The organism is Anaerococcoides asporogena, assembly GCF_029590275.1.
Taxonomy (GTDB): domain Bacteria; phylum Bacillota; class Clostridia; order Clostridiales; family Clostridiaceae; genus JG1575.
Genome location: NZ_CP120965.1, coordinates 2,863,183 through 2,889,673, shown reverse-complemented (window position 1 = coordinate 2,889,673; position 26,491 = coordinate 2,863,183). Strand labels below are relative to the sequence as shown.

Sequence of the window (26,491 nt, the reverse complement as noted above, 5' to 3'; positions counted from 1 at the left end):
TCCCCCAATTGGGTGACATAGATGTTGGATTTTCCTCGAATTAAGTCACAGAGCCGATTTCATATGAGATGGCTCTGTGACTTAATTTATTTTTATCTTGCTTATTACCCCTCTGTAGACTACAATATAAGTAGTCTACAGAGGAGGGATATTATGGCAATGCTCAATATTTCAATCCCAATTCCCACCGAGCGCATCACCTACAAAAAAGATGGCCCGGATAAGCCCAGACGCGTCTATCATGTCGAAAAACGCTACAGAAACGCATTGGGTACCCCTACAGCCAAGGAAGTTGCCATTGGCAAAGAGGATCCTACTCGTCCCGGTTGGATGATCCCCAATGAACGATTCACTGAGTTCTATCCGCTGCCAGTCGATGCCATTTCCCTGACCCCGCCTCAAGAGGTTCTGGCGGCTGGTCATATCGCTCTGTTGTGGCAGCGAGCTGAGGCTATTGGATTGACCAAGGCTTTACAACAGGTATTTCCCTTGCAGGCACAAGAGCTTTTGGCGATGGCCATCTATATGGTCTGCGAAGGCAATGTCATGATGAATCTGGATCTGTTCATCCGGGAGAGCCTACTTTCTACAAGGCTCAGTCTGAATTCCCAGCGCAGCAGCGAACTGTTTGCACAGATCAGCGAAGAGCAGCGCTTTCGGTTTTTTAAGCTCTGGAGTGCTCTCCACAAAGACGAGGAACAGACCCTGGCTTATGATGTGACGAGCATATCGACCTATGCGGAGATCCAAATGGCAGAGTACGGCTATAATCGGGATCAGGAAACCCTACCGCAACTCAACATCGGCATGCTCTATGGCACCAAGACAGCCCTCCCGCTTTGCTATGAGATCTACAGCGGAAGTATCGTGGACAAGGCCTTTTTCCCCTATATGATGGAATTGGGCGAATTGGTCGGTCTCAATGATTTGTTCTACATCATGGATCGAGGCTTTCTCACCCTAGACAATCTGAGCTTCATGGCCCAGAACCAACTCAATTTCCTGATGGCTGCTCCCAAATCCCAGAAAATCTATCGTCAGGCATTAATCGAGGCAACCGCGGTGATCCGTCACTCTCGTTATCACATCCCCCAGACCAGCTGCTATGGACTGTCCAAAGTGATCCAGATCAATGAGTTGCCCTATACCCTCCACATCTACCTGAACACATCCAGTGCGGCGGATGAAGAAGCCCGGATCTACCAGCATGTTGATCGTCTCGAGGAAGAGCTGCAAAATCAGATGAAGCCCATCAGTATTACTCGGTATAACAAGTATTATGATGTGACACGCAATGCATCACCGATTGAGGAGTACGAACGCAATCACGAGAAGATCACCGAGATGATTGAGCTGGCCGGCATGTTCTGCCTGCTGAGCAATACCCAGGATAAGAGCGCAGAGGAGGCACTACGACTTTATGGGCGACGGGACACGGTGGAGAAGGCCTTCCAGAATTTAAAAAACAGCATCGACTATGACCGCTTTCTGACGCACACAGAAAAGACGACAGAAGGGAAAGCCTTTGTCGCCTTTTTGAGTCTTATTCTGTGGTCGGATTTGACCAATCATGGGAAAAACAGCGGGGAGAAATCCATCAACCGGTTGGTCAAACAGATGGGAACGATCAAGCGGACCGATTATGGATCAGGCTGCAGTTTGCTCCAGCCACTGACCAGGAAACAAAAGGACATTCTTAGCGCGTTCGCCATCGAACCGGAGGAATTTCTTCAAACCATTCTCCACTTTGAAGTGTAGACTATAGAATTCCCGGGAATTTGGGACTTTACGCGGAAGTGGTTCAGATTGTAGTGGATCCTGAGGCGGGAATAAAAACCATTGCCGACCTGAAAGGCAAGAGCGTCTCCGTCGGAGATGCGGGCAGCGGTGTGGAATTCAATGCCAAGCAGATTCTTGAAGCATACGGAGTGACTTTTGAAGACATCAAGAAGCAGAACCTGAGTTTCGCCGCTTCGGCTGACGCCTTCAAGGATGATAAAATCGACGCGTTCTTCTGTACGGCCGGAGCGCCCACCACAGCTATCATGGATCTGGTCACCACCAAGCCGATCCAGATCCTGGGCGTGGAAGCTGACAAGGCCGCCGCGTTGAAGGCGGCGCATCCGTTCTATACCACTTATGAAATACCGGCTGGTACTTACAGCGGAGTCGATGCCGCGGTTACGACCCTGGCTGTGAAAGCTACCTTCATTGTGTCGGATGAGCTGGATCAGGATACGGTCTACAAACTGACAAAGGCACTGTTTGACAATCAGGACGCCATTGCCAAAGCTCATGCCAAGGGCAAGGAGCTCAGCACCGCCTACGCGGTGGAGGGCATCTCCATCAAGTTCCACCCCGGCGCCGAGAAATACTACAAGGAAGTAGGAGCCCTTAAATAAATGAGGCGGTTTCGTCTGTTTCTGAGTCTGGCTGTGCTTGCGATCCTGCTTCTTACCGGATGTACTCAGGAAACAATGCTGGTACTGCGGGAACAGGCTTCCGGCTGGATGATTGCTCAATGGCCATTTTCTGAGGGAGAGATTTTCTCACTGGAATTTGTTCATTCGGTCAATCAGAGCCCGGTCATCGACGAACTCACCCGATCCGGCGATCGGCTGCTTCCGGTCCGGACAATCTACAGCGGCCTGGGGGCTGGAGTTCAAACCGAATTGGGACCGAGCGAAACGCTGACCTACGACAGGGATGGACGAATGGTGATTTCAGGCTTTCAAACCAAGATTGAAAGCCTGAATCTCATTGTAGGAACTGTTTCAGATCACACGCTGACATTGAAAGGCAGGACGCTGAGCCTGCGGGAACTCTGCGGCAGGAACGCTGCCGTTTCATTCACCATCGAGCCATAAGGGGAAGTAACATGAGTCAATTAAACCACAAACAACCTGAACCAGACACGACTGCTTCATCAGCGGAACAGCCGAAAGCAATTGAAGAACTGATGGCAGAATTCGACAAGGAGTCTGCAACGCGCCATTTTCGTGGTCGACCCAAAAAGATCATCCAGGCCTTATTCATCGGCTTTGCCCTGTACGTCTTTTGGATGACGCTGATTGCGACTCCGCCGGAACAGGTCCGACGGGCATCATTTATCGGCCTGCTGATTTTCCTGGGATTTCTGGTTTATCCCGTGAAGAAAGCCCACATTGAAAGGGTAAACTACATTCCCTGGTATGACTATGGGTTTGCACTTCTGGGATCCGGGGCCTTTTTCTATTATGTCATCAACTTTCAGACCATCGTGGCCAAGGCCATCAACATCGGGCCCGTGGAGATCGCTGTTGGAGTCATCGGCACACTGATGCTGATTGAACTTTGCCGTAGAGTGGTGGGTATCCCCATTCTGGTGGTCGCCTTATCCTTTGTGGTCTATGCCTTCTATAAGGGGCACTCTCTGAAACGGGTGATTCACCAGTTGTTCTATACGACAGATGGCATCATCGGCACCCCATTGGGCGTTGCCGCCACGTTTATCGTCCTGTTTATCATTCTGGGATCGTTCCTGGAGAAAACGGGAATTGGAAACTTCTTCATTGATCTGGCCAATTCCATCGCAGGCTATGCCTCCGGGGGTCCGGCCAAAGTAGCAGTCATTTCCAGTGCTTTGGAAGGAATGTATTCCGGAAGTTCCGTTGCAAATACGGTCGGCAGCGGCAGTGTCACCATCCCAATCATGAAAAAAACCGGCTACAAGCCCGAATTTGCCGCCGCGGTGGAAGCAGCCGCCTCCACCGGTGGTCAGATCATGCCTCCGATCATGGGTGCGGCGGCCTTCCTGATGGCTGAACTCACGGATACGCCGTATTCGGTCATTGCGGTGACAGCCATTCTGCCGGCCCTGCTCTATTTCACCGGAATTTTCATGATGATTCACTTTGAAGCCAAAAAGCTTGGTTTGAAAGGTCTTCCCAAAGAAACACTGCCCAATTTCTGGAAACTTCTGCTGAAGAAGGGATACCTGTTCCTGCCCATTCTCACACTGATCGCATTGATGAGTCTTGGCCGGACTCCGGCCAATTCAGCCGTTTACGCCATCCTGGCCGCAGTGATTGTCAGCATGTTTTCCAAGGAAACCAGAATGAGTCCGGCAACTTTTGCCGAAGCTCTGGCCGGGGGATCCCGCAATACCATGGGCGTTGCGGTAGCCTGCGCCATCGCCGGCATTATCGTGGGCATTGTTACGCTGACCGGACTGGGCCAGGACCTGCTCAATGTCCTGATGTCAGTGGCCGGAACCAGTAAATTCCTGGCCCTGTTCCTCACCATGGTCAGCTGCATCATCCTGGGAATGGGAGTTCCGACCACCGCCAACTACGTCATCATGGCAACCATCACCGCGCCCATCGTCATGAGCATGGGCGTCCCCATGCTGGCTGCCCACATGTTCGTGTTCTACTTCGGCATCGTGGCTGACATTACCCCGCCGGTAGCCCTGGCGGCCTATGCCGGATCCGCTATTGCCAAGTCGGATCCCTTCAAGACCGGAGTGACAGCAACCCGTCTTGCCATCACAGCCTTTATTGTGCCGTACATCTTTGCCTACAGTCCGGCCATGCTGCTCATTGATACGACGCCACTGGCGGTGGTCCGGATCGTAATCACTTCCTTAGTAGGGATCTTTGGGATCGCTGCCGGAATGGAGGGTTGGATGTTCACCCGGATGGCCTGGTGGGAACGGATCCTGATTATCGGAGCCGGTCTATTATCCATCGATCCCAGTCCCATAACGGATATTTTGGGAGTCGGACTGATGGCAGCCATCATTTTCTATCAGTTCAGCAAAAGCAAGCGCACCGTAGAAGCAGCTGCCTGAATGAACTCCATCAAATACCAATCAGATCAATCCGTCCCGAAGACTTCCGCTACGGCAGGTTTCGGGACGGATCTGTTGTTGTGATCATCGGATCGAACGAGACCTGGAAGCCGGAGTCATCGGGTTCCGCTTGGCAAGGCCTGCCATGATCCTGTACTGCTGGTTAAGCTGAGGCAGATCCTTGAGGTCAGAATAATGGGAATGACGTAACTCCGATGACGTAACTCCGATGACTTATCTCCCATGACCTAATGATAGTGCTCCCTGTTATGGGAGCCGACATCTCTGCAATGGTGTGCTGTGACGTTGTCTCATGTCTTTTTTAGGAAACATGGTCTGATTGGCTGGGCAGTGTTGCACTGGGGATCAGAACGAGTGGGTCTGTCGAGATTGATCTTGCAGCGGGATTCATTTTCTTGGCTGGATCAAGGCATGGATGAGTTATAATACTTGGAAGAGAACCTGGAAGATACCAGCAGGTTTCGAAAAAGGAGACACGATGGACAGCAGAAGTCAGCAATGGGAAATTCGCCGGGTACAGGTGGAGGATGCGCAAGCGATGTTGGATTATCTTGAGGTGGTTTCCGCTGAAAGTGATAACTTGACGTTTGGGCCAGGGGAATTTGGAATGAGCCTGGAACAGGAAGTTCTTTTTCTGGAAGCCGCCGTAAAGCAGGAGCGCACCCTTTTTTTGATAGCGATCGCAGAGGGAGAGATCGTGGGCAACCTGACCTTTCATTCAGGCAAGCGTCCGCGGATTGCCCATCTGGGGGAGTTGGGGATCACGGTTCGTCAGAAGTGGTGGGGGCAGGGCATCGCCCGGCAGCTGATTCAAGAGCTGATCCAATGGAGCGGACAAAACGGCATCCGGAAAATTAATCTGCGGGTGCGAAGCGATAATGAGCGAGCAATCCGGCTGTATCTTAGATTGGGATTTCAGGTGGAGGGAAAGCTGACCCGGGACTTACGAATCGATGGCTGCTTCTATGACGCACTGGCCATGGGCTTACAGGTCGATCCCGAATCTGAGCAGGAGCCAGCTTCATGGGGAACGCCGATCGATAGGGAATGATTCACAGATTGTTGACGGAATCGTCGCCTGGTGGAGAAATCTGAAGGGAATTCAGGTGGTATAATCGGGGCATAAAACATTCAATAGCTCAAGTTAACTCTTGGAAAGGAGCAACTGATGAAATCCATCATTCCATCCCTTTGCTTTCCGGACAATAACGGCGAGGAAGCGATTCATTACTATATCAGCGTTTTTCCTGACTCTGAGCTGGTGGAGCTGGTCAGGTATCCCCGAGAGGAACTGGATATCCATTTTCAGGGGATGACTGATAAAGTTCTCTCAGCACGGTTCAATCTGAATCATCAGCCGTTCCTTGGAACGGACGGAGGACCCTATTTTCAGTTTAGTGAAGCGATTTCCTTCACGATTGAGTGCAGGGATCAGGCGGAAATCGACTATTACTGGAGCAAATTATCTCATGTGCCCGAAGCGGAACAATGCGGCTGGTGCAAAGACCGGTTTGGCGTCTCCTGGCAGATTGTGCCTGACAACATGGCAAAACTCCTGGTTACAGACGAACAGATCCACGCCATGATGGCCATGAAAAAGATCCTGGTCGATGAACTGAGGGCTGCCGGAGCTGGCAATCAGGATGAACCGGGAACAGTCGGAACGGGCAAGTAGTTTCGTTTGGAACACAGGTTCCGCTTCTGCCATAATAAACGGCCCATTGCCTGAAACAGGCAGTGGGCCGTTCGGTTCGATCGGGCAAAGGGCTTAGGCGGGAGAGGCAGCTACCTGAAAAAAGGAATATAATGGAGGAAACAGAAGAAATAAAAACCGGGGGAGATGATTCCATGAAAAACCACATGAGAGGAACGCTTGGATTCTTCCTGACCATTTGTCTGCTGGTACTGGCAACCGCCTGTTCCGGGGGATCCAGCTACAGTGTGATGAATCCCCGAACCTTTCCGCTGATGGATGGAATGGCCATGCGCTATTCCAAAATGAATGGGAAAAAAGCCGAAACCATTTTCGCGGTTCGGGGGACCCGGCCGGTCCTGGATGTCGAAGTGGAGACAGTGAGCGGTTCCATCGCCATCGTAGTGGCGAAGAATAATGCCAGGGATGTGGTGATTGACCGGTATGACAATATTCAGACCTCGCAGTTTGCAATCACGCTGCCGGAACCCGGTGAATATTACGTCTGGGTGGAAGCCAAGGATCATCAGGGCTCATTCTGGATTGAACTTCGACCGTCTCAATAAATATCGGAGCCGACGGGTAGAGCGGATGAACTGGATGTCTTGTGATTTTCTTTCACTCCGGATTCGTTCCGGAGCAGTCTGTGCCGGGATGAGTTCCATGATTGGATTGATCAGGTGATTGAGTACTGCGAAAATTATTGCGAAGAGGGAGTGATTCCGGAAATCTGGAATCATTCTTTTTTTCCCCTTTTATTGTAATATTTTAAGGTAACGGATAAAGATAAAATCGAGGATGGTCCAAACGTTCTGATTCATGTCGGAGAAGAAGGAACATCTAAGAAAAGTTGTTGAGATAACTAACTTTTCCTTCATTGCATTCTTTTATTAAAATATTAACCGTTATATCATTAAGTTGACAAAAACTTAATGAAAGAGAGGCGACATGATGAAACGAAAATTAATCGCGCTATTTCTTTCGACATTGATGATTCTCTTGGGATGCGACACCGGCGGAGGCACGAATACAACAACAGCACTGACTACGGCTCCTTCAAGCACGACAGCAATCACTACTTCAGGACAAACTCAGCCTGCCACCACCACTGGCCAGGTACAGCAATATAAAGACGGAATGTATACCGCCGAGGCTTCGGGCTATGGCGGGCCGGTCAGCGTTTCCATCACCTTAGCAGGGGATGAGGCAACCAAGGTTGAAGCAGTGGGAGCTACTGAAACGGCTGAAATTGGCGGCAAGGCACTTCCGGTACTGGCTGAACGGATCCAAGCCGCTAACAACAGCAAGATCGACATTGTTTCAGGTGCTACGATGACTTCTCAGGCGGTGATTCAAGCTGCCGCGGATTGTTTCCGACAGGCGGAAGCAACGAAAACCGAAGTATCGGTCAAGATGAAGCCGGGAACCTACACGGCCAAGGCGGTCGGTTTCAGTCTGGCTTATCCGACAGTTGTGGAAGTGGATGTGACCGAGGACAAGATCACTGCCGTTCGGCTGACGGATCAATCCGGCGATACAACCACCATGATCGATACCGTAGAGAAGGCACTGCTTCCGCGAATTGTGGAGGCTCAAAGCGTGGGAATCGATGGTGTTACTGGCGCTACATCAACCAGCAATGCTGCCAAGCTGGCGGTTGAAGACTGCCTGAAACAGGCGCTGAAGGCGGGCGGATCTTCCGAGGATGCGCTGCTGCAGTTTATCAAGGTCGTAAAACAAGAGCTCACTCAGAAAGACCTGACGACGGATGTTCTGGTGGTAGGCATGGGCGGTGCGGGAACCTACACGGCTCTGCGGGCAGCAGAGGAGGGTGCCAAGGTTCTGGCCATTGAAAAACAGGCCCGGTACGGCGGAACAACGGCACTGACTTCCGAAATCATGTCAATCAATCCGCCCAAAGTAAAAAAACAATATAACGGCGGCAAAGATTACACCGACGCCGATGCGTTATACAAAGCCTGGTGGGAGTATACGGAAGGCGACGCGAAAAAGGAAATGCTGGATCTTTTCTTTGCCAAGTCCGGAGAAGCTTTTGACTGGCTGGCTTTGGAACAAGGCATTGTCTTTGATTTTGATGCCAAACCTGGATTTACGCCACAGGACTGGTACGAAGTGAAATTCCAGTGGTACTTTAAAACGGACAAACGGGGCGAAGTCGCAGCTAACTTTGATCGCCTAGTCGAAAAGTTCAAGAGCCTGGGCGGTGACTATATGCTGGAGACGGAAGCCACCGAGCTGATCACGGATGATCAGGGCGCAGTCGTTGGAGTAAAAGCCCATAACAAAGTCACGAATACAGACTACACCATCAAAGCCAAAGCGGTGGTAATGGCCACGGGCGGATTCCTTGGCAACGGGGACATGCTGAAGAAGTATCTGTCTGATCAGTACTATCCGCTGAAGGGTGAATGGAAGGTATATGGCAGTGCCCGGAATGACGGAAAAATGATTCAGGCTGCCATTGACAACGGAGCGGCTACCTATAATATCGGCATGCCTCCGGAAGTCCATATGTCCGGTTCGGCTGCTTTCCTGCAGCCAGGTCTGGGATTTAAGGTGAACTACCTGGAAGGCACCTACAGTGCTATCACAGGGAAGCCGGAAGCCTGGTCGGTGGCCGATCTCCCGATGTTTATGGGAATTTCTTCCGACAGTCTGGCAGTCGGACTGGATGGCAAGCGGTTTGCCTCGGAAACCGGAATTTCCATGCTGGATCCATGGCGGGCCGGCCCCAATTACTACAGTATCTGGAGCACCGAGCAGATCAATAAGATTCGGGACAACGGATTCAAGAACCAGCCGGGAGGACCCGCTTCGCGGTATCTCGGATACAATGGTCCCATTCCGAAAAATACACCGCTTCCTGAAGCGTTCGATGTTCTGGAGGCAGCGGTGAAGGAAGGTTTTGTCTTCAAAGCGGAAACCATTGAAGAGCTGGCAGGTCTGATCGGCATTCAGCCGGACATTCTGGCAAGTACGGTTGCTGATTACAACGGCTACGTCGGAAGCGGTACGGATACGGAGTTTAAAAAACCCGCAGAATTCCTCGTCAAAATAGGCGAAGGACCTTATTATGCGGTGAAAATGGCCAGTTATTCCTACAATACTTGTGCCGGACTCGATGTCAATTCGGATCTGCAGGTGTTGAAAACTTCTGGCGATCCCATTCCCGGGCTGTATGCCGTAGGCAGTGACAGTGCCGGTGTGCTCTTCAGCGAGAAAAAACCCTATGTGACTTTTGGCGGAGCCAATAACGGCTGGGTGCTGACCTCAGGGTACATCTGCGGAGAAAGCGCTGCAAAATATGTAAAGAGCAAATAGAGCTCTGGACGAAAGTCCGGACAAAGCATATCAAGAATCCTCAGGGGCTGATTCAATGTTCGGTCCCTGATTTTTTCGGAGTTTTTCAGAGTTTTTCAGAGTTTTTCCGGAGTTCTATCAGGGTTCTATCGTGGTTCTATTGTGCGTATTCGCGGTTCATTGGAGCTTCATTCGAGTTTCTTTCCTCGCTTGTCCACGGTTCTGGGTATAATGCCGGTTAAAGGATGAACTGATGCGAAATCATCGAATAATTTCTTGATTCCAGTGATAAAATGTAAGCAGGACATCAATTAATACAAAGGAATGACAGGATATGAACAATAAATCTTATTTCAGGTACGCCACTGAATCGGACGTGCCGTTAATTTTGGACTTTATTAAGAAACTGGCTGACTATGAAAGAATGGCAGATGAGGTCATCGCGACGGAAGACTTGCTGAACGAATGGCTGTTTGAGCGGAACAAGGCCGAAGTCCTGTTCCTCGTTGTCGAGGAGAAAGAAGTAGGCTTTGCGCTGTTCTTTCATAATTTTTCCACATTTTTGGGTAGGGCCGGCATCTATCTGGAAGACTTATTTGTTCTGGAGGAACACCGCAAGAAGGGCTATGGCAGGGCAATTCTGCGAAAACTTGCCCAAATCGCACGGGAAAGAGGGTGCGGACGGCTGGAATGGTGGTGTCTGGACTGGAATAAGCCCAGCATCGATTTTTATCGCTCCCTGGGGGCACAGCCCATGGAGGACTGGACGGTATTTCGACTCTCAGGCAGTACGCTGCTTCAGGTGGCTGAGCAGGAAGATGAGTCGCTGGAATTGACGTAAGAAGGAGTGACATATGCAATATTTAGTAACCGGTATTATTTTGATTTTAGCATTAATTGCGATCCGGGTTTCCAACAAGCACGGAATACCGGCGCTGCTGCTGTTCATCGTCCTGGGAATGGGCTTTGGCGCGTTGGGCATACAGTTCAACGACTATGAATTCTCGGATGGATTCGCGACCGTCGCGCTGATGGTAATCATGTTCTACGGTGGATTTGGCACCCGATGGAAGATGGCGCGGCCGGTTGCCAAAGAGGCCATCGTCCTGAGTTCGCTCGGTGTACTGGCCACCGCCGTCATCACAGGCTTATTCTGCCATTTTGTTCTGGGGTTAAGTCTGCTGGAGGGCCTGCTCATCGGATCCATCGTAGGTTCCACTGACTTTGCCAGTGTCTCCAACATCCTGCGTTCCAAGAACCTGAATTTAAAGTACAGTACAGCCCCGATGCTGGAGCTGGAAAGCGGATCCAATGACCCGACGGCCTATACCATGACCATGGTGTTCCTGTCGCTTATTATCGGATCCGATGTATCCATTCCGCTCCTGATTATTTCACAGATCGCCATTGGCCTGGGCCTGGGCGCCGTATTCGCTCTCAGCATGGGCTATCTGTTCCGCAGCATGAGAATCCGGGCGGATGGTCTGTACGCGGTATTTATGGCAGCGGCAATTCTTGTCACCTTTGCGACAACCGGACTGCTGGGCGGAAATGGATTCCTGGCACTGTATATTCTCGGCATCTATCTGGGCAATATGGAATTCCACGGCAAACGGGAAATAGTCTTCTTCTTTGATGGATTTACGGAGATCATGCAGATCGGACTTTTCTTTATATTAGGTCTGCTGTCTGATTTCAGCAGTTTCCTGGCAGCCTTTCCCATGGCCCTGGGCATTATGCTGTTTATGACGCTTATTGCCAGACCCCTGACGGTCTACGGCCTGATGCTGCCCTTCGGCCTGAAGAAAAATCAGCTGAATATTCTGTCCCTGGCGGGAATCCGGGGTGCGGCGGCGATTGCTTTTGCGATCATGGCGGTTAACAGCGGTGCCTCGGTATCGGTGGACATTTACCACATCGTGTTCGGAGTGTGTCTGTTGTCTTCCCTCATTCAGGGTTCGCTGATGCCGGTGGCGGCAAAGCGCTGGGCAATGCTTGATCCCAATGATACGGTGCTCCAGACCTTTAATTACTACCAGGACAAGGCACAAATCGGCTTTCTGGAAACCAGGATTGAACCGGGCAGCAGCCTGATTGGAACCAGAGTGCGGGACCTGAATCTGACGTTTGACTTTATTGTCGCCAAGATTGACCGGGGCGGCCAGACAATCATTCCCAGAGGGGATACCATCATTCGCGAGGGCGATTTGATCATTCTGGGAGGGGAAACACATTTTGATGAAAGCGGCCAGGAACTGATTGAATTTTCAATTCCCCACGGACATCAGTGGCAGAACCGGAGGATCCAGGACCTGAACGATCTGGAACATCGTCTGATTATCATGGTACAGCGACAGGGTGCCCATATTATTGTGCCGGATGGGGAAACCGTTCTGCAGGAGGATGACAAAGTACTGATGATCGAGGTGAATCACAAAAACCATTCACAGAAGAAGGAAGGACGCACGAGCGGACTAAGCCGTCTCCGGAACAATCTCATGAACAGAAAATAAAGCGATTGAAGTGTATGTCCGTTGGTCTGCAAGACCAAGACACGATGGATACAGTTAAACAGATCGGTGTTGCAGCTGCTTCATCGAGAGGAGGAGGGGGAGATGCTTCATGATGTATATCAGGATTATGGCCAGTACTTCTATGTGCCAATGACTCAGGCCTGCAGTCTGGCAGTGCCTGTTACTCTGGGCTGCAGCTGGAACCGGTGCCTCTATTGTGATCTGAATCATAACCAGACTTTTCGATTTTTGGGATTCACAGACATTGAGAAAAAACTGGAAGCACTAAAAGCACATTACAGCCAGTCCAGACGCCCCGTGGAGCGAATTGTTCTGGCGGGCGGCAATCCCTTTTGTCTTGACGCAAAGACGCTGATTCGGATTGCTCAGCTGGTGAAAGCAAGCTTCCCGCAGGTAAAGACGATCAGCAGCTTTGCCCGGGTTGACGATGTCCTCAGAAAAAGTCCGGAGGAGCTGCTGGAACTCAAAAATCATGGGTATGGAAACCTCTCCCTCGGAGTCGAATCGGGGAATGATGAAATTCTGGCTTTTCACAAGAAGGGCGTCACCAGGCAGGAAACCCAGGCGGCTCTGCTGGCTCTGGAAGAGGCCGGTATAAGCTACTCAACCTACATCATGCTTGGGCTTGGGGGAAAGCGGTTGAGCCGGGAGAATGCATTGGATACCGCCAGTCTTTTGTCCCAGGTGAACCCTGCAGTGATCTGTGTCGTCACCTTGGTCCTGTTCAAGGACGCCAAGCTGATCGAAAAAGTCAGAACCAGAGAGTTTGCCCGGCTGAATGTCCTCGATTCAATCCGGGAGGAGCAGCTGCTGCTGGAGCATCTGAATATGCGAAACACCATATTCAACGGGACGCATAAAACGAATGCCCTGATTCTGAAAGGAAAGCTTCCGGAGCAGAAAAGCCGATTGCTGGATCGAATTTCTCAAGTTATTTTTAACTGGTCGGATCGTGATATGAGATCAAAAGATATGGCCAAGTGGACCCGGTGGTCTCTGGAATAACAAACAAAGCGGAATTACGTCAAGTATTAATTAGAAAACAGGAAAAAGACGGATTCGTGGTCCAAAATCTGCATCCCGATCAAAATCAGAAGAGAATGGTATGGCATTTCAAATGATAGGTAGTTTCGATAGGAATACACCCTGCAATCAGAAAACCAGTGAGCTGGTTGCGGGTGTTTTTGTGTTTTTCAGTGCTGCTGAATTCTCCCATTTCCGATCGGGTGTTTCAAACGACAATAGTATCAATTGGCTATGTGCCGGTTGATCGACATGAAGATGCCATGATCGGGTCCATGACGATTTCTGAAAATATGATGCTGCGATCCAGTATGCAGGTTCGCAAATGATGCGATCCTGCTTTTTCCTAAAAATACTTCTCATTTTTTCCTGCTGCCGCGTCCATTGTCGCATCGTCTGTCCCTGAAAGGTACAGCACAGGCATGGATAGAACAGAAAGCTCCTGATCGCTCAGCAGGGGCAAAGGTCCTGTGTAGGGAATGAAGTGAGTCATAATCAGATTCATGAAGTCGAGAACTTCCTGCGGCAGATGGGCGTCTCCGAGGATGGATCGGATCAGCGGGTCATGGTCGGGCGCACCTTGTGCAAGGCGGAGGCTGTCCTTCAGGAACGATTCTTTTGGCTGCACCAATCCGGAAGGCGCCAGGAGGGCAAGGGCTGCCACCCGTTCCGGAAAGGCTGAGGCAAATCGCAGTGCCATCCACCCTCCCAGGGAATTTCCGACCAGGATCGCCTGGTCAATGGTCAGAGTGTCCAATAGTTCCCTGAGCCATAGAGTTGTTTCACTCCCTGCCAGATCCATACGGCGAGAATCGCTGTTCCCCGGCTCACCGGGAGTGTCTGCTGCCAGTACATGATAATAGGGTGCCAGGACAGGGAAGTCTCCCGGCCAGGAAGCACTGTTGCTGGCGGAACCGTGCAGAAGGATGAGGGGTGCATGAGAAGGGGCGCCGGCTTCCAGGATAAAGGTGTTGCCGTAGGGCGTTGGGATCAGTCTCTGGGGGCAGGGCACCTGCCCGAGGATCTTTTGGTAGCTGGACCGGATTCGATCCAGACCTTCCTGCGATCGAAAGGGGAAAAAAGTGTCCATAAGAACTCCTTTATTGCCTAATCGGCATAGATCTCCAGGGCTCCGAGGATGACAGACAGAAATCCAATGGATCCCCAAAGATTTATGCGAAGCGTATGCTCGGGTTCAATATATTGAGTGGTCATTGAGGATTGTCCGTATTCCCGAGGTTTTGAGTTCATGGCAGTGTTCATGGCATTGATGATCCGAACCGCCTCATCCATTCCTGAGACCGAAATGTCGATCACCGAAGACGCTTTGGCCGGTTTCTTTTCATGGATTCCAGCGGGAACAGAGGCAGGGATTGCCGGAGTCCCTTCTGTGAACCGACTGAGATCATGTCCTGAGATGCGCCAGCTTTTCCCGATTTTCGCTGCTGCGAGTTTTCCTTCGCGAATGTAGCGCTGGATCGTTTTCGGGTGGATGCTCAGCAGTTTCGCTACTTCGTCCACAGTAAAGTAGGCATGTTCCATTACTTATCACTCCTTAATGTTCCTTATATGGTAATAATAGGAAATTATAGGAAACTTGTCAAGCAGAACAAATCGGATTTATTTTAGAATAGTGAAATAATGGATTGTGCCTCTGCTGCTGAAACTATTTTCGTCTTGAACCCAGCTCCCTTCAGCGAGCCGGGGTAAGCTTGCAATGTTTTTTAAAAATCTCTGTCCTTATCGGATCCCTTCGAAGTATTCCATTCACGACTTCATCTGCTGTATCATGAGTACATATGAACTCAGAAAGCTGATTGCGCGATGGGCGTATGTTCACAGTGACGGATGAAGGAACAGAGGTATTTTCTTACCTCAGCAACAAAAAAAGGAGCAAACATGATTCTGCTTATTAGCGGTGCATCTCATACCGGAAAGACCTGCCTCGCCCAGCGCCTGCTGGAGAAACTGCAATGGCCCTATTATTCCATTGACCATTTGAAGATGGGGTTAATCCGCAGCGGACAAACCAGCCTGACTCCTTCGGATGATCGGGAGCTGACGGAGTATTTATGGCCGATTCTTCGGGAACTGATAAAGACAGCCATTGAAAACAGCCAGAATTTGATCTTGGAGGGTTGCTATATTCCATTTTCCTGGAAAAATGACTTTACCGATCAATATCTGGAACACATTCGTTTCCACTGTCTCATCATGAGTCCTCACTATATTGAACGCCATTTTGACCGCATTACTGAGTATGCCGCTGTCATTGAGGCAAGAATTGATGATGCCTGGGTGAACAAGGATCAGCTGATCCGTGACAATCAATATTATCTGGAACATTGCCTGCGTCATAACCTGGCATACACTCTCATCGATGAAGTATATCCAGAGACAGGATAAATGGTTGATCAAATCATTCCGCTGCTTGGACAACCAGATAGTTAATTTGGAGATCTGTCGGGACTCGAACGGGGATCTTCGGGGAATGCGGCAGGGCAAGCTTAGGAGCGGGCTCTTTTCTGATTCACCCGGGAAGCATGGTATGATAGAACAGATACTGGCTCTGCATTGGATTATGCTTGGCCTTCAACACAATAATCAACACATGGCTTGTTGGCGGTATGCGATCCGCCGCAGGGGTTATTTTTTTTGAGGCAATATTGCCCATGCCATCAGGGGGGATACGATGGAAATTGCAGACATATTAGAGGGGATTCCATTGGGAGTTCATATCATCGATAAGAACGGGATCACGGTGTTCTACAACAGCGCCTGCCGAAAAATCGACAATATTCGCCCTAGCGTGGAAGTTTTGGGGCGTCCGGTTACAAAACTGGTCGAAGACGGGGTCTTGTCAAAATCGATTGGACTGGATGTTTTGGAAAGCAACTTATTCAAGGATGAAATCCAGGTAGTCAATGGAAAACAGGTATACAGTCAGGGCACACCGCTGTTTGACCGAAACCATCAGCTGCGGATGGTGGTTGTGACCTGCATGGATATTCCATATTTAAAGAAAATGGAAACAAAGCTGAACGAACTGCAGGCATTCAGTGCAAAGCTTATGGAACAGCTTTCTCTAATCGGAACAGAGGATCTGCTCATATCCTCCAGCCCGTGCATGGAAAAAGTAAAAAAACTCGCGGACAAGGCTGCCCGGTTTGATTCCAATGTACTGATTACCGGTGAATCCGGGGTAGGGAAAGGGGTTGTCTTTACCTACATTCACAACAGATCCAGCCGATACAACCAACCGAAAATCAGTCTGAACTGTGCCGCGATTCCGGAGGCACTGTTTGAGTCTGAATTGTTCGGGTATGAAGCAGGTTCCTTTACGGGGGCTCAGAAGAACGGGAAATTAGGACTGCTTGATCTGGCCAGTGAAGGGACCCTGTTCCTGGATGAAATCGGCGATCTGTCGTTGGCGAACCAGGCGAAACTGCTCAAAGTCATGCAGGAAAAAAAGTACATGGCAGTGGGTGGACTGAAAGAGAAGACATCCAATGTACGAATTATTGCTGCGACGAACCGGGATTTGAAAGAGATGGTGAGGCAGGAAAAATTCAGAGAGGACCTGTTTTACCGGATCAATGTGTTTCCTATCCACATTCCTCCCCTGCGGGAACGCAGGGAAGATATCGTGTCGCTCACAAGATTCCTGCTGCGGCGGAAAAATGAGGAATACGGAATGAACAAGTCCTTGGCCGGGGAAGTCTACCGGGCGTTCTATTCCATGCCATGGCCAGGGAACGTGAGAGAACTGGAAAATTTTATCGAATGCCTGATTCTGACCACAGACGAGGATGAAATTCACCTTAATGATGTCAAACTGCTGCGCAGCGACCGGGACATTCCATCGGTCAGCATCCGTGATTTATCTTATGATGAAATGATGGAAGAATTTGAGATCAATCTGATTAAGAATCTATTTGAAAAGCATGAAACAGTTAAAGAAATCTCTCAGAATTATCATATCAATGAAAGTACTCTGCGGAAGAAATTGAAAAAATACGGTCTCACTCTCCCGGAATTAAAATAAATCGGAAAATATTCCGCTGGAACGGAAATTTTTCCGATGTATGGAATCGTGATCTGGCAACGTTTTCGGAGACATATGGACATTTTCATTAAATCGTTTTCCGGAAAGTCCGAAGAAAAGGCCTGATTATGCTTCAAATAGTGCATTTTCCTCTTGGCACGGATTTTGCTTATTAAATAAGTGAAATAATTTAACTTCCTGGAGGGAACTATGGAACAAAAAGATTTAAGCAAGAAACCAGCTACTGCCTTTGCGTCACCGAGATTCTGTAATGTCGGAAATTTCATGAGAATGCAGCGGTTTGACAGCGCGGAGGGACTCGACTTTGCGATTTACGGCATTCCGTTTGATACAGCATCCTCCTATCGCTCCGGTGCCAGATTCGGCCCTCAGGGGATTCGAAACATCTCCGTCATGATGAAGACAAACAATCCGGTTCATGAAGTGAACATCCTGGATTACCTCAAGGGCGCTGACCTGGGGGATGTCAATGTGGTACCCGGCTATATCCACCCGACCTATGAGCGGATTGAGGAATTTACTTCCAGCATTATTCAGCACGATTGCCTGCCGATTGCCTTGGGGGGTGACCACTCCGTTACTCTCGGAGAACTTCGCGCCATCGCGAAGAAGCATGGACCGGTCAGTCTGGTTCACTTTGATTCCCACGCGGATATTAATGATGAAGTGTTCGGCGAAAAGTACAACCACGGTACCCCGTTCCGCCGGGCGATTGAAGAAGGCCTGATTGATCCGCATAAATCCATTCAGATTGGCATGAGAGGATCCCTCTACGACGCTGGGGAATTCAAGCTGGCTGCCAGCCTTGGCCTGACATTGATTCCCACTCACCAGGTCAGAGAAATGGGTCTTCCCGCAGTAATTGAACTCATTAAGAAGACTGTTGGAGATAACAAAGCGTTCCTCACGTTTGACATTGATTTTGTTGACCCGGCCTATGCTCCGGCTACCGGAACCCCGGAAGTGGGCGGCTATACCAGTTACGAGGCCATCAGCCTGATTCGCGGAATATCCGATCTGAATTATGTGGGCTTTGACATTGTCGAAGTCGCACCGATTTATGATCATGCGGAAGTCACTTCGCTTTTGGCGGCGAACCTCGTGTTTGAGTTCATTTCCGGACTGGCTCTTCAAAGAAAAAATAAAAGTGAGTAATGGTGGTATAAATTGGATAAAGTGCTAGAGAAAGAAACGGTGTTCGCTTCTAAAAGACGAACCCTGTCGATGAAAGAAATTAAAGAACAGAACTTGGATCTGAATGACCTGGCTGTGATCGATTCCTTCGACCTTTCCAAAAAAGACTTTTCTGCAGGCATTTTAAAAGGGATCCTGTTTACGGCCATTGCCATCCTGATCTTCTTCGTTCCTGTCACATTTAATGGCAAGACGGATATGGTGTTCGGCATCATGTACAACTTCTTCGTCACATCCCTGGGAGATGTCGGACTGTGGCTGGTCACACTACTTGTATGCGCAACGGGAGTCCTCAGTGTGTATGGGAAATATATTGCCAAAGACGGGTTCCTGAGAAATTACTTTAAAGAAGATTCCGCAGTTCATCCACTGCTCTATCTCTTAGGCGGGTTCTTCACCCTGGCGTTTACCTTGAATAAAACCACGCCTGTCAAGTTTCCCGAAGTAATTGTAGGCCCCGCAACCGGAGGAACGATCATTCCTGCGATCGTGGTCGCGGTGTTCTGGATCATTGTCGTAAGCGGTGTGTGCATGCCGTTTCTGCTGAACTACGGTTTTATTGATTTGATCGGATCCTTAATGGAACCTTTGATGAGACCGGTCTGGAAAGTGCCGGGCAGAGCTGCCGTAAACGCCATTGCCTCTTTTGTCAGTTCCTCCTCGGTGGGCGTTCTGATCACCAGCAAGCTGTATCGTCAGGGCGTGTATACCATCAAAGAAGCGGTTCTGGTTGTGACCGGTTTCAGTGCCGTCAGCGTCGGATTTGCCTATATGGTCATTCAGACCGCCGGACTGGAAGATCGCTTTTTAGCAGTCTACTTCTCATCGCTCTTCCTGACCATGGTCATCAGTGCTTTGATAGCCCGGATGCCCCCGTTCAATAAAAAAGAAGATGTTTATCTGGACGGGAAAGTCCAGACCGAAGAAGATCGGAGAACCACATCTGTCAGCGGAGAGAATATTTTTGTTACCGGTGTCCACCGGATGGCGAAAAAAGCCTACACAGCAAACCCGCTGCCCTCAGAAATTGTCTCGAGTCTGAAGGACGGAATGGAAGTCATTCCCAAGGTGCTGAGCCTGCTTGCAGCCGTTGGTACATCCTCACTGATTATTGCGGAAAAGACGCCGTTCTTTACATACCTGGGGAAAGTATTTGAACCATTGCTGCACCTGCTGCGCATCCCGAATGTTCAGGAAATCGCTCCTTCCTTCCCGGTTGGAATCGCGGAGATGTTCCTGCCCGTTCTTCTGATCAAGAACAACGTCGATCTGATCCATCCCGGAGCCAGATATGTCGTAGTTGCGGTATCCATCGTGCAGATTATCTTCTTCTCAGAAACCATCGTTGTGATGATGGCCACCAAACTTCCTCTGAAGTTATGGGAACTGGTGGTTGTATTCTTTGAGAGAACCGTCCTTGGCATTATTTTCGCGGCTCTCTTCGCGAGACTGCTGGGATTCATGTAAGCACAAGTATTCTTATTTATCTCGGAGCAGGATCAAATGATCCTGCTCCGAGTGTTTTTACTATTTTCCGTCATCCGATGACTTCCTGTCGGGGTGTTCCAACAAGCGAAAATTATAAGTATCGTTCCAGGACATGAACAGCGGACGCAATGAATAGGTCCGGAGCGCAATAAAGTTATTTTTTATCGGATGGAGTGGGATCAGAGCGCAGGCTGTGTATAGTTAAAGTATGGTTTAAACTGGAGTCCCTGAAAAACGATCTGCTTCTAATGAACCAGTAAGATGTGACGGTGAGGTGATTAACATGAAACAAATCTGGAAAAAGATCCTGCTGGGCTTGCTGATCCTGATCCTGGCATTAACCGGCGCTTTCTTCGTATATGTGTCTGACTACTATCGGGCGGATGCTTCAGCCAAAGCGCTTCTGGAGACGGCAGACATTACGGAAAAGGACCGGTATCTGATTGTCGAATCGGATGTAGCCAGTGACACGGCCCTGATTTTCTACCCCGGTGGAAAAGTCGAATACCTGGCGTATTTGCCGCTGCTTGATCAGATCACAGAGCGAACCGGCATCACCTGTTTCCTGGTGGAAATGCCCTTCAACCTGGCCGTGTTTGATTCAAATGCAGCAGATCGGATCATGGCTCAACATCCCATGATTCAGAACTGGTATGTCGGCGGATATTCTTTGGGCGGAGCGATGGCCAGCCAGTACGCTTCGAGCAATCCTCAAAAGATCAAAGGCCTGATCCTGATGGGTGCTTACCTCTATGGCAATTATCCAGCCTCGAAAACATTGACAGTATATGGAACCCTGAATACGGAAGTGGCAGACAAGATCAACTATACGGAACATGTGATTGCCATAGAAGGCGGCAACCATGCCCAGTTCGGCAACTATGGCAAGCAGAAAGGGGACCTCGATGCCGCAATTTCGGCCGAATCCCAGCAGAACCAAACCGTTGAGGCGATCCGCCTGTTTCTGTCCAGTCAACAGTAGGGATGGGAATTATCTGCTGTAACAGGGATAATTTTATTCGAAGTTGTGCTGTAAGGGATTATGAAGCCTGCTGGTGGGAAAGTCGAATGGTTATCGGGCTTTACGAATTGTCCAGACAAAGTGGTATGATCGACCCAATAAATAAATGGGCTGGGTGATGAAAAATGCGTGTACTGGGCAAACTGATCCTGATGCTGCTGTTGATTCCGTTTTTCTTCCTGTTATTGATTTATTTCACTCTCCGTAGGCTAATCCAGCTGGCCGGATAGCGAAAAAGAAGCAACGAGCCGGATCCTCTCATGGGAGGATCCGGCTCGTCGCTTCTTGATGGGGGAGTTATTCTGTTATTCTGGTGAGCTCCGATACTTTCTCTTTCCGGGGATCACTCCCCGGACTCCGCCTTCCGGATCCGGCAGATCTCCCGGATATCTGGGAATCAGATGAATATGGAGATGGGGGATGGTCTGTCCGGCAGCCTGGCCCTGATTCACTCCGAAGTTGAAACCGGTGGGAGAAAATTGTTCTTCCAGGAGATTCTTGCATTCCTCGATGAATGGAAATAGAGTGCTTCGTTCCACTTCACTGAGTTCGAACAGGGTCTCGACATGGCGTTTGGGTATAACCAGGAGATGTCCCGGAGTAACCGGGTACTTGTCAAAGCGGGCATAGAAGTACTCATTCTCCTGGACGGGATGATCCTGGACCAGTTGACAAAAGAGGCAGCTTGTTTCTTTCATGGCATGAGCTCCTTGAATGATTGAATTGATTCTGGTGACATGAGTGGATTACCTGAAGGATGTTCAGGTAGGTTTCTTTAGTAACCTCCGAGCGGGGCATAATAATGGATGAGATCTTCCTGCATCTGGCGGTGAAGCTTCTCCAGACCGCCGCGGTGAGTCAGATCTTCCCACAATCGATGGTGAATCGAGATCTTTTTGAGATCTTTCGCATAGTAGAAGAAACGCTTGCGTTCGAATTTCTCAAAGGGGTTTGAAAGAAGACTGTTGGTCAGTGCTTTGTCATCCATCAGAAACTCCGGGTCATGGTAGGGGGAGCCGGAGCGGTCTACGGTTTTATTCTCTCTGATCCGATTGAGATAGAACTCGCGATAGGCGCTCAGTACACCGGTAATTTCGGCATCCCCGGTACTGTCTGCCTGTTTCAGCAGAGCCAGCAGAAAGGCCATCTTGTAGCTGTAACTGTAGCTTCGCTCGGCCAGGAACTCCCAGAAGTCTTCCACGATGGTGGCTTCCGTGTGTTCCTTCAAACCTTTCGCCAGCCGGATTATAGCGATCTGATCCGGATGGAACAGATCGACCGCGCTTCGGCCCATCGGGAGATGGACATCTGGGGTCAGTTCTCCGGTGTTGATCCAGCTTCGCACGGTTCCGGTGGATACAAACAGTTCCCGGGCCAGGGATTCCACCGACAGATACGATTCATAGAGCCGCTGCATGGTGAACAGCTCGTAGGGCTGCAGCTTCACCGGCTGTTCATGGGTGGTCCCAAGGATGACCAGCTCCTGACCAGCAACATCGGATCTGGGCACCAGATCCCCAAATGGCACGTACCAGGGCTGATTCAGCAGGGAATTCACTGACCAGGGACGGTTGCTGAGCTGGCCAAAGCTTCCGTAGCGGTCCACCACATCGATGACATACAATGCTTCCTTGCCCTCTGCCTTGCGGGTGCCCCGTCCCAGCTGCTGGGCATAGAGTACTCGGGACAGGGTTGGACGAGCCATGACGATGACCGAGGTGTGCGGTGCGTCCCAGCCTTCGGTCAGGAGGCTGCAGGTGCACAGGAACTGGAGCTGGCGTTCCATATATCGCCGAATCTTTTCGTATCGCCGGGGATCGGAACCATCCACGGACTCGGCGGTAAATCCGCGCAGCCGAAGAATTTTCGCCATTTCTTTCGCGTGAGCCACATTGACGCAGTACACCAGACCCGATTTCCCAGGAAGTCTGGAATAAAAATAAGTATGCAGGACATCGGCAATGAGCTCATTTCGGGAGTTGACCCGGATTCTTTTTTCCAGATCCGAGGAAACATAATCCCTGCCATTGAACCTTACTTCAGACAGGTCCAGCGTGCTCTCCAGGCGGAAGGCCCGGATCTGGCAGAGCAGGCCTTTTTGAATGGCCTCCTTCAGATCCAGTTTCTCCTCATAGCTCCCAAAAACTGATTCCAGCCGCCGTTCATCCAGGCGTTTGTCCGTTGCGGTCAGCCCCAGCAGGAACAGCGGCTGATAATGCTGGATGACTTTTTTCAGGATCGGAGCTGGTCCGTGATGAGCTTCATCCACCACGATATAGTGATATTGATTCACCGGTTCCCGGTGATATTGCCTTGCTATGGCAGCGTACGTCTGCACCTGAATGCGGCCGATCAATGTTTCAAAGGCGGCAGCGGCTTTCTGCCACTGGAGCACCAGATCGAGGGATGGCACCAGGATCAGCACGTCGAGCGAGCCATGAGCTGCGGCCACTCGAACCATGTCTTCCAGGGCGATGACGGTTTTTCCGGTGCCCGTCGGCAGGACAACCAGAGCAGACCGTTTTCCGGCGTCCCGGTCGGCCTGGAGCTGAGAAAGCTGATCTGCCTGATGCTCGTGCAGGGAAAAACCGCGAGAAGCTGACAGTGAGTACTGAATCAGGTAATCATCGAGATCACCCAAAAACTCCCGGAGCTCATCGGCGATTTTCTCCCGATGGAACAGGCTTTCTGTGTCCCATCGAAAGACAATCCCATAGGCAGCAACAATGGCATTCTGTTTTTTCAGAATGTGCTGATACCGTTCCTTGCCGATGATTTGCGGGTGATGGTAGCGGATGCCGTTTTCTTCGATGGCAATCCAGGTTCCATCCTTGCGAAACAGCGCGTAATCGACATATACGGTATTTCCCTGATCCGTCAGAAAAGCATATTCGCGTTTCAGATATTTTAAGGCTTCCTCTCCGAAGGCATCGATAAAGCACTCCTCGAATCGATATTCCAACGGGGTAGGCTCGGCCAGGGTGCTTTCCCGATCCATGGTCCGGGAGAGACCGTAGAGGTCCGAATCCGGAAGGCAGCCGGCCGATCGAAAGTCAGCCAGATTCTGATCCGACTCAAGAAAGCGATAGACTCTGCCATACAGGCGCATCCATTCATTCTGCTTCTGACAGTATCTTTTGTAGGTAAACGGCTCCCGCAGGATCGCGTCCCGGTCAATGACCACGACCCCGTCCGAGCCGTATGGCTGGACATAGGAGAGGGTCTCTCCATTATGTGTCAGGACATCCAAATGATCCGATGGCAGGTGAAACTGATCCATGAAGTTCTCCTCTTGGTTTCCACAACCTGGCAGATCATCTGACAGCCACTGCGCGCAGAGATTGCGCCAAGCAGATTTGCCAGGCTGCCTGTAACAATAGTTCTTCTTTCATTATAGCCGATTGTCTGGCGATGCTCTCACTGTAGATGCTACGTAACCCCCAGGAAAAGGAAAAGGAAAAGGAAAAGGAAAAGGGAAAGGGAAAGGGATTATAAAAGGGAAAGGGATTGGGATAAGATCAGGAACAGGAACAGAAACAGTAACAGAAAACGGAACGGAAACAGAAACTGAAACAAAAACAGAAAGGGAATGGAAATGGCAAGGCAGTCTGAATCGGTGATATTCAGGCTGCCCTGTGACGATGCTGGGAGCTGCGTATAGGAGCTAAAGCTGCTTGAAAGAAATTTGGATTAATGGAACGATCGTGAAGGGCTTAGGGCTCGAACACCAGGTTCTTAATGTGATCAAGTTCTTCGATGTTCTTGATCGGATTCTTGCTCAGACGAAGTGAATCAAAGGAGGAAAAGCCTTTCAGGGGGCTGACGTCCTCGATTTTGTTGGCAATCAGTTCCAGCTCTTTGAGGGTTTTTATGCCGGACAGGGGCGTGAGGTCTTCCACGTAGTTCGAGTAGAGCTCCAGGGTCTCCAGATTTGGAAGGCCGGACAGGGGAGAAAGGTCTTTAATCCGGTTTTCGTAGAATGTCAGGCTTTTCAGCTTGAGCAGTTCCGAAAGGGGAGACAAGTCTGACACCTGATTGCTGTTGGCTGAGAGATAGAGCAATTCTTTGGAGTCCTTCAGCGGTGACAGGTCTGTGATTTCATTAAAGCTCAAGCTCAGGTTGAACAGGGACTTGGCACCTTGAAGAAATTGGATGTCCTTCAGTTTGCTTTGGGTGAAGAACCCACTGCGCAGCGTTTCCTTGACCTGGGCCGGAATGGTTGAATAATCGATATCTGGCTGCAGGGTAACATGGAGGGATGTGAGATTGGGGAAAAGACTCAGGTCGGCCAGCGACTTCATGGTGCCAAATCCGGTAAAGCGCTTGCCGTCCAGTTCCACGTCGGTACCAAACAGCAATACAATCGATCGATCGGGAACTCCTTTGCCGGAGAGCAGCAGGAAATGGTCTCCGCCGATCTTCAGGTTCGTGAAGTCTTCCAGATCCGCCGGATAAATGGTGTCTTTCTTCAGTTCAGCTTTCACCAGTTTTTCAAAGACCGGGTCGGAAAAAACCACTGGGGTCGGTTGGGTCGAAGCTGCTGTCAAAGGAGAAGTTCCCGCATTGCCCGCAGTTGTGGCAGCGGGTGCGGTAGTGACTGGTGCGGCAGCAGTTGTTCCCGCCGCAGTTCCCGTGCCGGTCGGTTTTGCCTCACCAGCGCATCCTGCCAGGACCAGAGTCAGCAGGATACCAGGGATGAGAGCCCTAGTCCTTGGGAATCGTATCATACAATTGCCCTCCCTAAATGAATAGTTGCTATTTCCATTGTAATGGGGCAATGCCAGGCGTTCAATGAGCTGTTCCTTCTTTTCGGATAATATTGTTGAATCATAATAGGTCCACCGAAATTCTCATTCCTCACTCCCCAAAAGGCACATCTTCTTGGAAAATAAACTGACTTTCTTTGACCGGAAATGATTTTGGTGGTCTTGCCGCGATGGTAAACTGGAGTTAGGAAAGAGAGGTTGTATGACACACGTAAATTCAGATTATCGACAATATTTTCAGGATCATATTTTTGAGCGAGGGATCGATTATTACCTGAATCAGACTGTCATTGATATGTCGTTTGACGGGGAAATACTGGATGGCCTGGTTGAGGGAGAGCAGCTATACCACGTTCAAATAAAGATAGTAAAAAATGAACCTGTTGCTTGCTATTGCAGTTGTCCCTATGCTGCTTCCGGCGAAAACTGCAAGCATATGGCGGCATTGCTGCTTGCCTGGGAAGCCAATCTGAACCGGAGTGCGGGTGAACGAAAAATCCCTGGGGAATCAGATGAAGAAGATCATCCCTTGC

Annotated in this window: 21 protein-coding genes and 1 pseudogene; 17 read left to right on the top strand and 5 right to left on the bottom strand. The window is 50.0% G+C overall.

Annotation, left to right across the window (positions count from 1 at the left end; translation table 11 throughout):
• Positions 1-153: 153 nt before the first annotated feature.
• The 11 genes from P6M73_RS13260 (at position 154) to P6M73_RS13210 (ending at position 13,405) form a co-directional block, all read left to right on the top strand.
• Positions 154-1,758 carry an IS1634 family transposase gene (locus P6M73_RS13260; RefSeq protein WP_277853511.1) on the top strand — a complete coding sequence of 535 codons (1,605 nt, stop codon included), beginning with the start codon at positions 154-156 and terminating at the stop codon, positions 1,756-1,758.
• A 20-nt stretch (positions 1,759-1,778) separates the two neighbouring features.
• On the top strand, positions 1,779-2,402 hold the full coding sequence (locus tag P6M73_RS13255) for a TAXI family TRAP transporter solute-binding subunit (RefSeq protein WP_277853510.1): 624 nt from the start codon (positions 1,779-1,781) through the stop codon (positions 2,400-2,402).
• Positions 2,403-2,867: a DUF1850 domain-containing protein gene (locus P6M73_RS13250; protein ID WP_277853509.1), complete on the top strand. Its 465-nt coding sequence runs from the start codon at positions 2,403-2,405 to the stop codon at positions 2,865-2,867.
• Positions 2,868-2,878: 11 nt separating this feature from the next.
• Positions 2,879-4,831 carry a TRAP transporter permease gene (locus P6M73_RS13245; protein ID WP_277853508.1) on the top strand — a complete coding sequence of 651 codons (1,953 nt, stop codon included), beginning with the start codon at positions 2,879-2,881 and terminating at the stop codon, positions 4,829-4,831.
• 499 nt (positions 4,832-5,330) lie between these two features.
• On the top strand, positions 5,331-5,903 hold the full coding sequence (locus P6M73_RS13240) for a GNAT family N-acetyltransferase (RefSeq protein WP_277853507.1): 573 nt from the start codon (positions 5,331-5,333) through the stop codon (positions 5,901-5,903).
• A gap of 117 nt (positions 5,904-6,020) precedes the next feature.
• On the top strand, positions 6,021-6,527 hold the full coding sequence (locus tag P6M73_RS13235) for a VOC family protein (RefSeq protein ID WP_277853506.1): 507 nt from the start codon (positions 6,021-6,023) through the stop codon (positions 6,525-6,527).
• 173 nt (positions 6,528-6,700) lie between these two features.
• A complete protein-coding gene (locus P6M73_RS13230) occupies positions 6,701-7,111 on the top strand; it encodes a hypothetical protein (RefSeq protein WP_277853505.1) in 411 nt (136 codons plus the stop codon).
• Positions 7,112-7,493: 382 nt separating this feature from the next.
• Positions 7,494-9,887 carry an FAD-dependent oxidoreductase gene (locus P6M73_RS13225; RefSeq protein WP_277853504.1) on the top strand — a complete coding sequence of 798 codons (2,394 nt, stop codon included), beginning with the start codon at positions 7,494-7,496 and terminating at the stop codon, positions 9,885-9,887.
• 313 nt (positions 9,888-10,200) lie between these two features.
• Entirely contained in the window at positions 10,201-10,707 is a 507-nt protein-coding gene (locus P6M73_RS13220) for a GNAT family N-acetyltransferase (RefSeq protein WP_277853503.1), read from the top strand.
• Positions 10,708-10,720: 13 nt separating this feature from the next.
• Positions 10,721-12,379 carry a potassium/proton antiporter gene (locus P6M73_RS13215; protein ID WP_277853502.1) on the top strand — a complete coding sequence of 553 codons (1,659 nt, stop codon included), beginning with the start codon at positions 10,721-10,723 and terminating at the stop codon, positions 12,377-12,379.
• Positions 12,380-12,481: 102 nt separating this feature from the next.
• Positions 12,482-13,405 carry a radical SAM protein gene (locus tag P6M73_RS13210; protein WP_277853501.1) on the top strand — a complete coding sequence of 308 codons (924 nt, stop codon included), beginning with the start codon at positions 12,482-12,484 and terminating at the stop codon, positions 13,403-13,405.
• A gap of 364 nt (positions 13,406-13,769) precedes the next feature.
• Here the strand turns inward: P6M73_RS13210 and P6M73_RS13205 are convergent, their stop codons facing one another.
• Together P6M73_RS13205 and P6M73_RS13200 are read right to left on the bottom strand one after the other, a co-directional pair.
• Positions 13,770-14,513 carry an alpha/beta fold hydrolase gene (locus P6M73_RS13205; RefSeq protein WP_277853500.1) on the bottom strand — a complete coding sequence of 248 codons (744 nt, stop codon included), beginning with the start codon at positions 14,511-14,513 and terminating at the stop codon, positions 13,770-13,772.
• A 17-nt stretch (positions 14,514-14,530) separates the two neighbouring features.
• Positions 14,531-14,965 (bottom strand): helix-turn-helix domain-containing protein, encoded by a 435-nt coding sequence (locus tag P6M73_RS13200; protein WP_277853499.1) that lies wholly within the window; start codon positions 14,963-14,965, stop codon positions 14,531-14,533.
• A 357-nt stretch (positions 14,966-15,322) separates the two neighbouring features.
• Here P6M73_RS13200 and P6M73_RS13195 point away from each other — a divergent pair, with 357 nt between their 5' ends.
• From P6M73_RS13195 to P6M73_RS13175, 5 genes are all read left to right on the top strand, one after another.
• Positions 15,323-15,829 carry a P-loop nucleotide/nucleoside kinase family protein gene (locus P6M73_RS13195; protein ID WP_277853498.1) on the top strand — a complete coding sequence of 169 codons (507 nt, stop codon included), beginning with the start codon at positions 15,323-15,325 and terminating at the stop codon, positions 15,827-15,829.
• Between the two features lie 286 nt (positions 15,830-16,115).
• Entirely contained in the window at positions 16,116-17,468 is a 1,353-nt protein-coding gene (locus P6M73_RS13190) for a sigma-54 interaction domain-containing protein (RefSeq protein ID WP_277853497.1), read from the top strand.
• Positions 17,469-17,678: 210 nt separating this feature from the next.
• The gene (speB, locus tag P6M73_RS13185; RefSeq protein ID WP_277853496.1) at positions 17,679-18,644 is read left to right on the top strand and encodes an agmatinase; all 966 of its coding nucleotides are present in this window, start codon (positions 17,679-17,681) and stop codon (positions 18,642-18,644) included.
• A 21-nt stretch (positions 18,645-18,665) separates the two neighbouring features.
• Positions 18,666-20,150 carry a YjiH family protein gene (locus P6M73_RS13180; RefSeq protein WP_277855779.1) on the top strand — a complete coding sequence of 495 codons (1,485 nt, stop codon included), beginning with the start codon at positions 18,666-18,668 and terminating at the stop codon, positions 20,148-20,150.
• Positions 20,151-20,454: 304 nt separating this feature from the next.
• Positions 20,455-21,153, top strand: coding sequence for an alpha/beta fold hydrolase (locus tag P6M73_RS13175; RefSeq protein ID WP_277853495.1), 699 nt, complete (start codon positions 20,455-20,457; stop codon positions 21,151-21,153).
• Between the two features lie 344 nt (positions 21,154-21,497).
• Here the strand turns inward: P6M73_RS13175 and P6M73_RS13170 are convergent, their stop codons facing one another.
• The 3 genes from P6M73_RS13170 to P6M73_RS13160 form a co-directional block, all read right to left on the bottom strand.
• Positions 21,498-21,890 carry an HIT family protein gene (locus P6M73_RS13170; RefSeq protein WP_277853494.1) on the bottom strand — a complete coding sequence of 131 codons (393 nt, stop codon included), beginning with the start codon at positions 21,888-21,890 and terminating at the stop codon, positions 21,498-21,500.
• A 77-nt stretch (positions 21,891-21,967) separates the two neighbouring features.
• Positions 21,968-24,472, bottom strand: coding sequence for a DEAD/DEAH box helicase family protein (locus tag P6M73_RS13165; RefSeq protein ID WP_277853493.1), 2,505 nt, complete (start codon positions 24,470-24,472; stop codon positions 21,968-21,970).
• 433 nt (positions 24,473-24,905) lie between these two features.
• Positions 24,906-25,919: a leucine-rich repeat domain-containing protein gene (locus tag P6M73_RS13160; protein WP_277853492.1), complete on the bottom strand. Its 1,014-nt coding sequence runs from the start codon at positions 25,917-25,919 to the stop codon at positions 24,906-24,908.
• A gap of 241 nt (positions 25,920-26,160) precedes the next feature.
• Here P6M73_RS13160 and P6M73_RS17045 point away from each other — a divergent pair.
• Positions 26,161-26,406, top strand: a pseudogene (locus tag P6M73_RS17045) (SWIM zinc finger family protein); the annotation flags it as partial.
• Positions 26,407-26,491 lie beyond the last annotated feature (85 nt).

Excerpts from the sequence above, each read along its gene's own strand:
- P6M73_RS13170 (WP_277853494.1), bottom strand. The coding sequence starts at position 21,890 with ATGAAAGAAACAAGCTGCCTCTTTTGTCAACTGGTCCAGGATCATCCC.
- P6M73_RS13195 (WP_277853498.1), top strand. The coding sequence starts at position 15,323 with ATGATTCTGCTTATTAGCGGTGCATCTCATACCGGAAAGACCTGCCTC.
- P6M73_RS13200 (WP_277853499.1), bottom strand. The coding sequence starts at position 14,965 with ATGGAACATGCCTACTTTACTGTGGACGAAGTAGCGAAACTGCTGAGC.
- P6M73_RS13215 (WP_277853502.1), top strand. The coding sequence starts at position 10,721 with ATGCAATATTTAGTAACCGGTATTATTTTGATTTTAGCATTAATTGCG.
- P6M73_RS13165 (WP_277853493.1), bottom strand. The coding sequence starts at position 24,472 with ATGGATCAGTTTCACCTGCCATCGGATCATTTGGATGTCCTGACACAT.
- P6M73_RS13205 (WP_277853500.1), bottom strand. The coding sequence starts at position 14,513 with ATGGACACTTTTTTCCCCTTTCGATCGCAGGAAGGTCTGGATCGAATC.
- P6M73_RS13190 (WP_277853497.1), top strand. The coding sequence starts at position 16,116 with ATGGAAATTGCAGACATATTAGAGGGGATTCCATTGGGAGTTCATATC.
- P6M73_RS13225 (WP_277853504.1), top strand. The coding sequence starts at position 7,494 with ATGATGAAACGAAAATTAATCGCGCTATTTCTTTCGACATTGATGATT.
- P6M73_RS13245 (WP_277853508.1), top strand. The coding sequence starts at position 2,879 with ATGAGTCAATTAAACCACAAACAACCTGAACCAGACACGACTGCTTCA.
- P6M73_RS13220 (WP_277853503.1), top strand. The coding sequence starts at position 10,201 with ATGAACAATAAATCTTATTTCAGGTACGCCACTGAATCGGACGTGCCG.
- P6M73_RS13235 (WP_277853506.1), top strand. The coding sequence starts at position 6,021 with ATGAAATCCATCATTCCATCCCTTTGCTTTCCGGACAATAACGGCGAG.
- P6M73_RS13160 (WP_277853492.1), bottom strand. The coding sequence starts at position 25,919 with ATGATACGATTCCCAAGGACTAGGGCTCTCATCCCTGGTATCCTGCTG.
- P6M73_RS13240 (WP_277853507.1), top strand. The coding sequence starts at position 5,331 with ATGGACAGCAGAAGTCAGCAATGGGAAATTCGCCGGGTACAGGTGGAG.
- speB (WP_277853496.1), top strand. The coding sequence starts at position 17,679 with ATGGAACAAAAAGATTTAAGCAAGAAACCAGCTACTGCCTTTGCGTCA.
- P6M73_RS13175 (WP_277853495.1), top strand. The coding sequence starts at position 20,455 with ATGAAACAAATCTGGAAAAAGATCCTGCTGGGCTTGCTGATCCTGATC.
- P6M73_RS13230 (WP_277853505.1), top strand. The coding sequence starts at position 6,701 with ATGAAAAACCACATGAGAGGAACGCTTGGATTCTTCCTGACCATTTGT.
- P6M73_RS13250 (WP_277853509.1), top strand. The coding sequence starts at position 2,403 with ATGAGGCGGTTTCGTCTGTTTCTGAGTCTGGCTGTGCTTGCGATCCTG.
- P6M73_RS13210 (WP_277853501.1), top strand. The coding sequence starts at position 12,482 with ATGCTTCATGATGTATATCAGGATTATGGCCAGTACTTCTATGTGCCA.
- P6M73_RS13260 (WP_277853511.1), top strand. The coding sequence starts at position 154 with ATGGCAATGCTCAATATTTCAATCCCAATTCCCACCGAGCGCATCACC.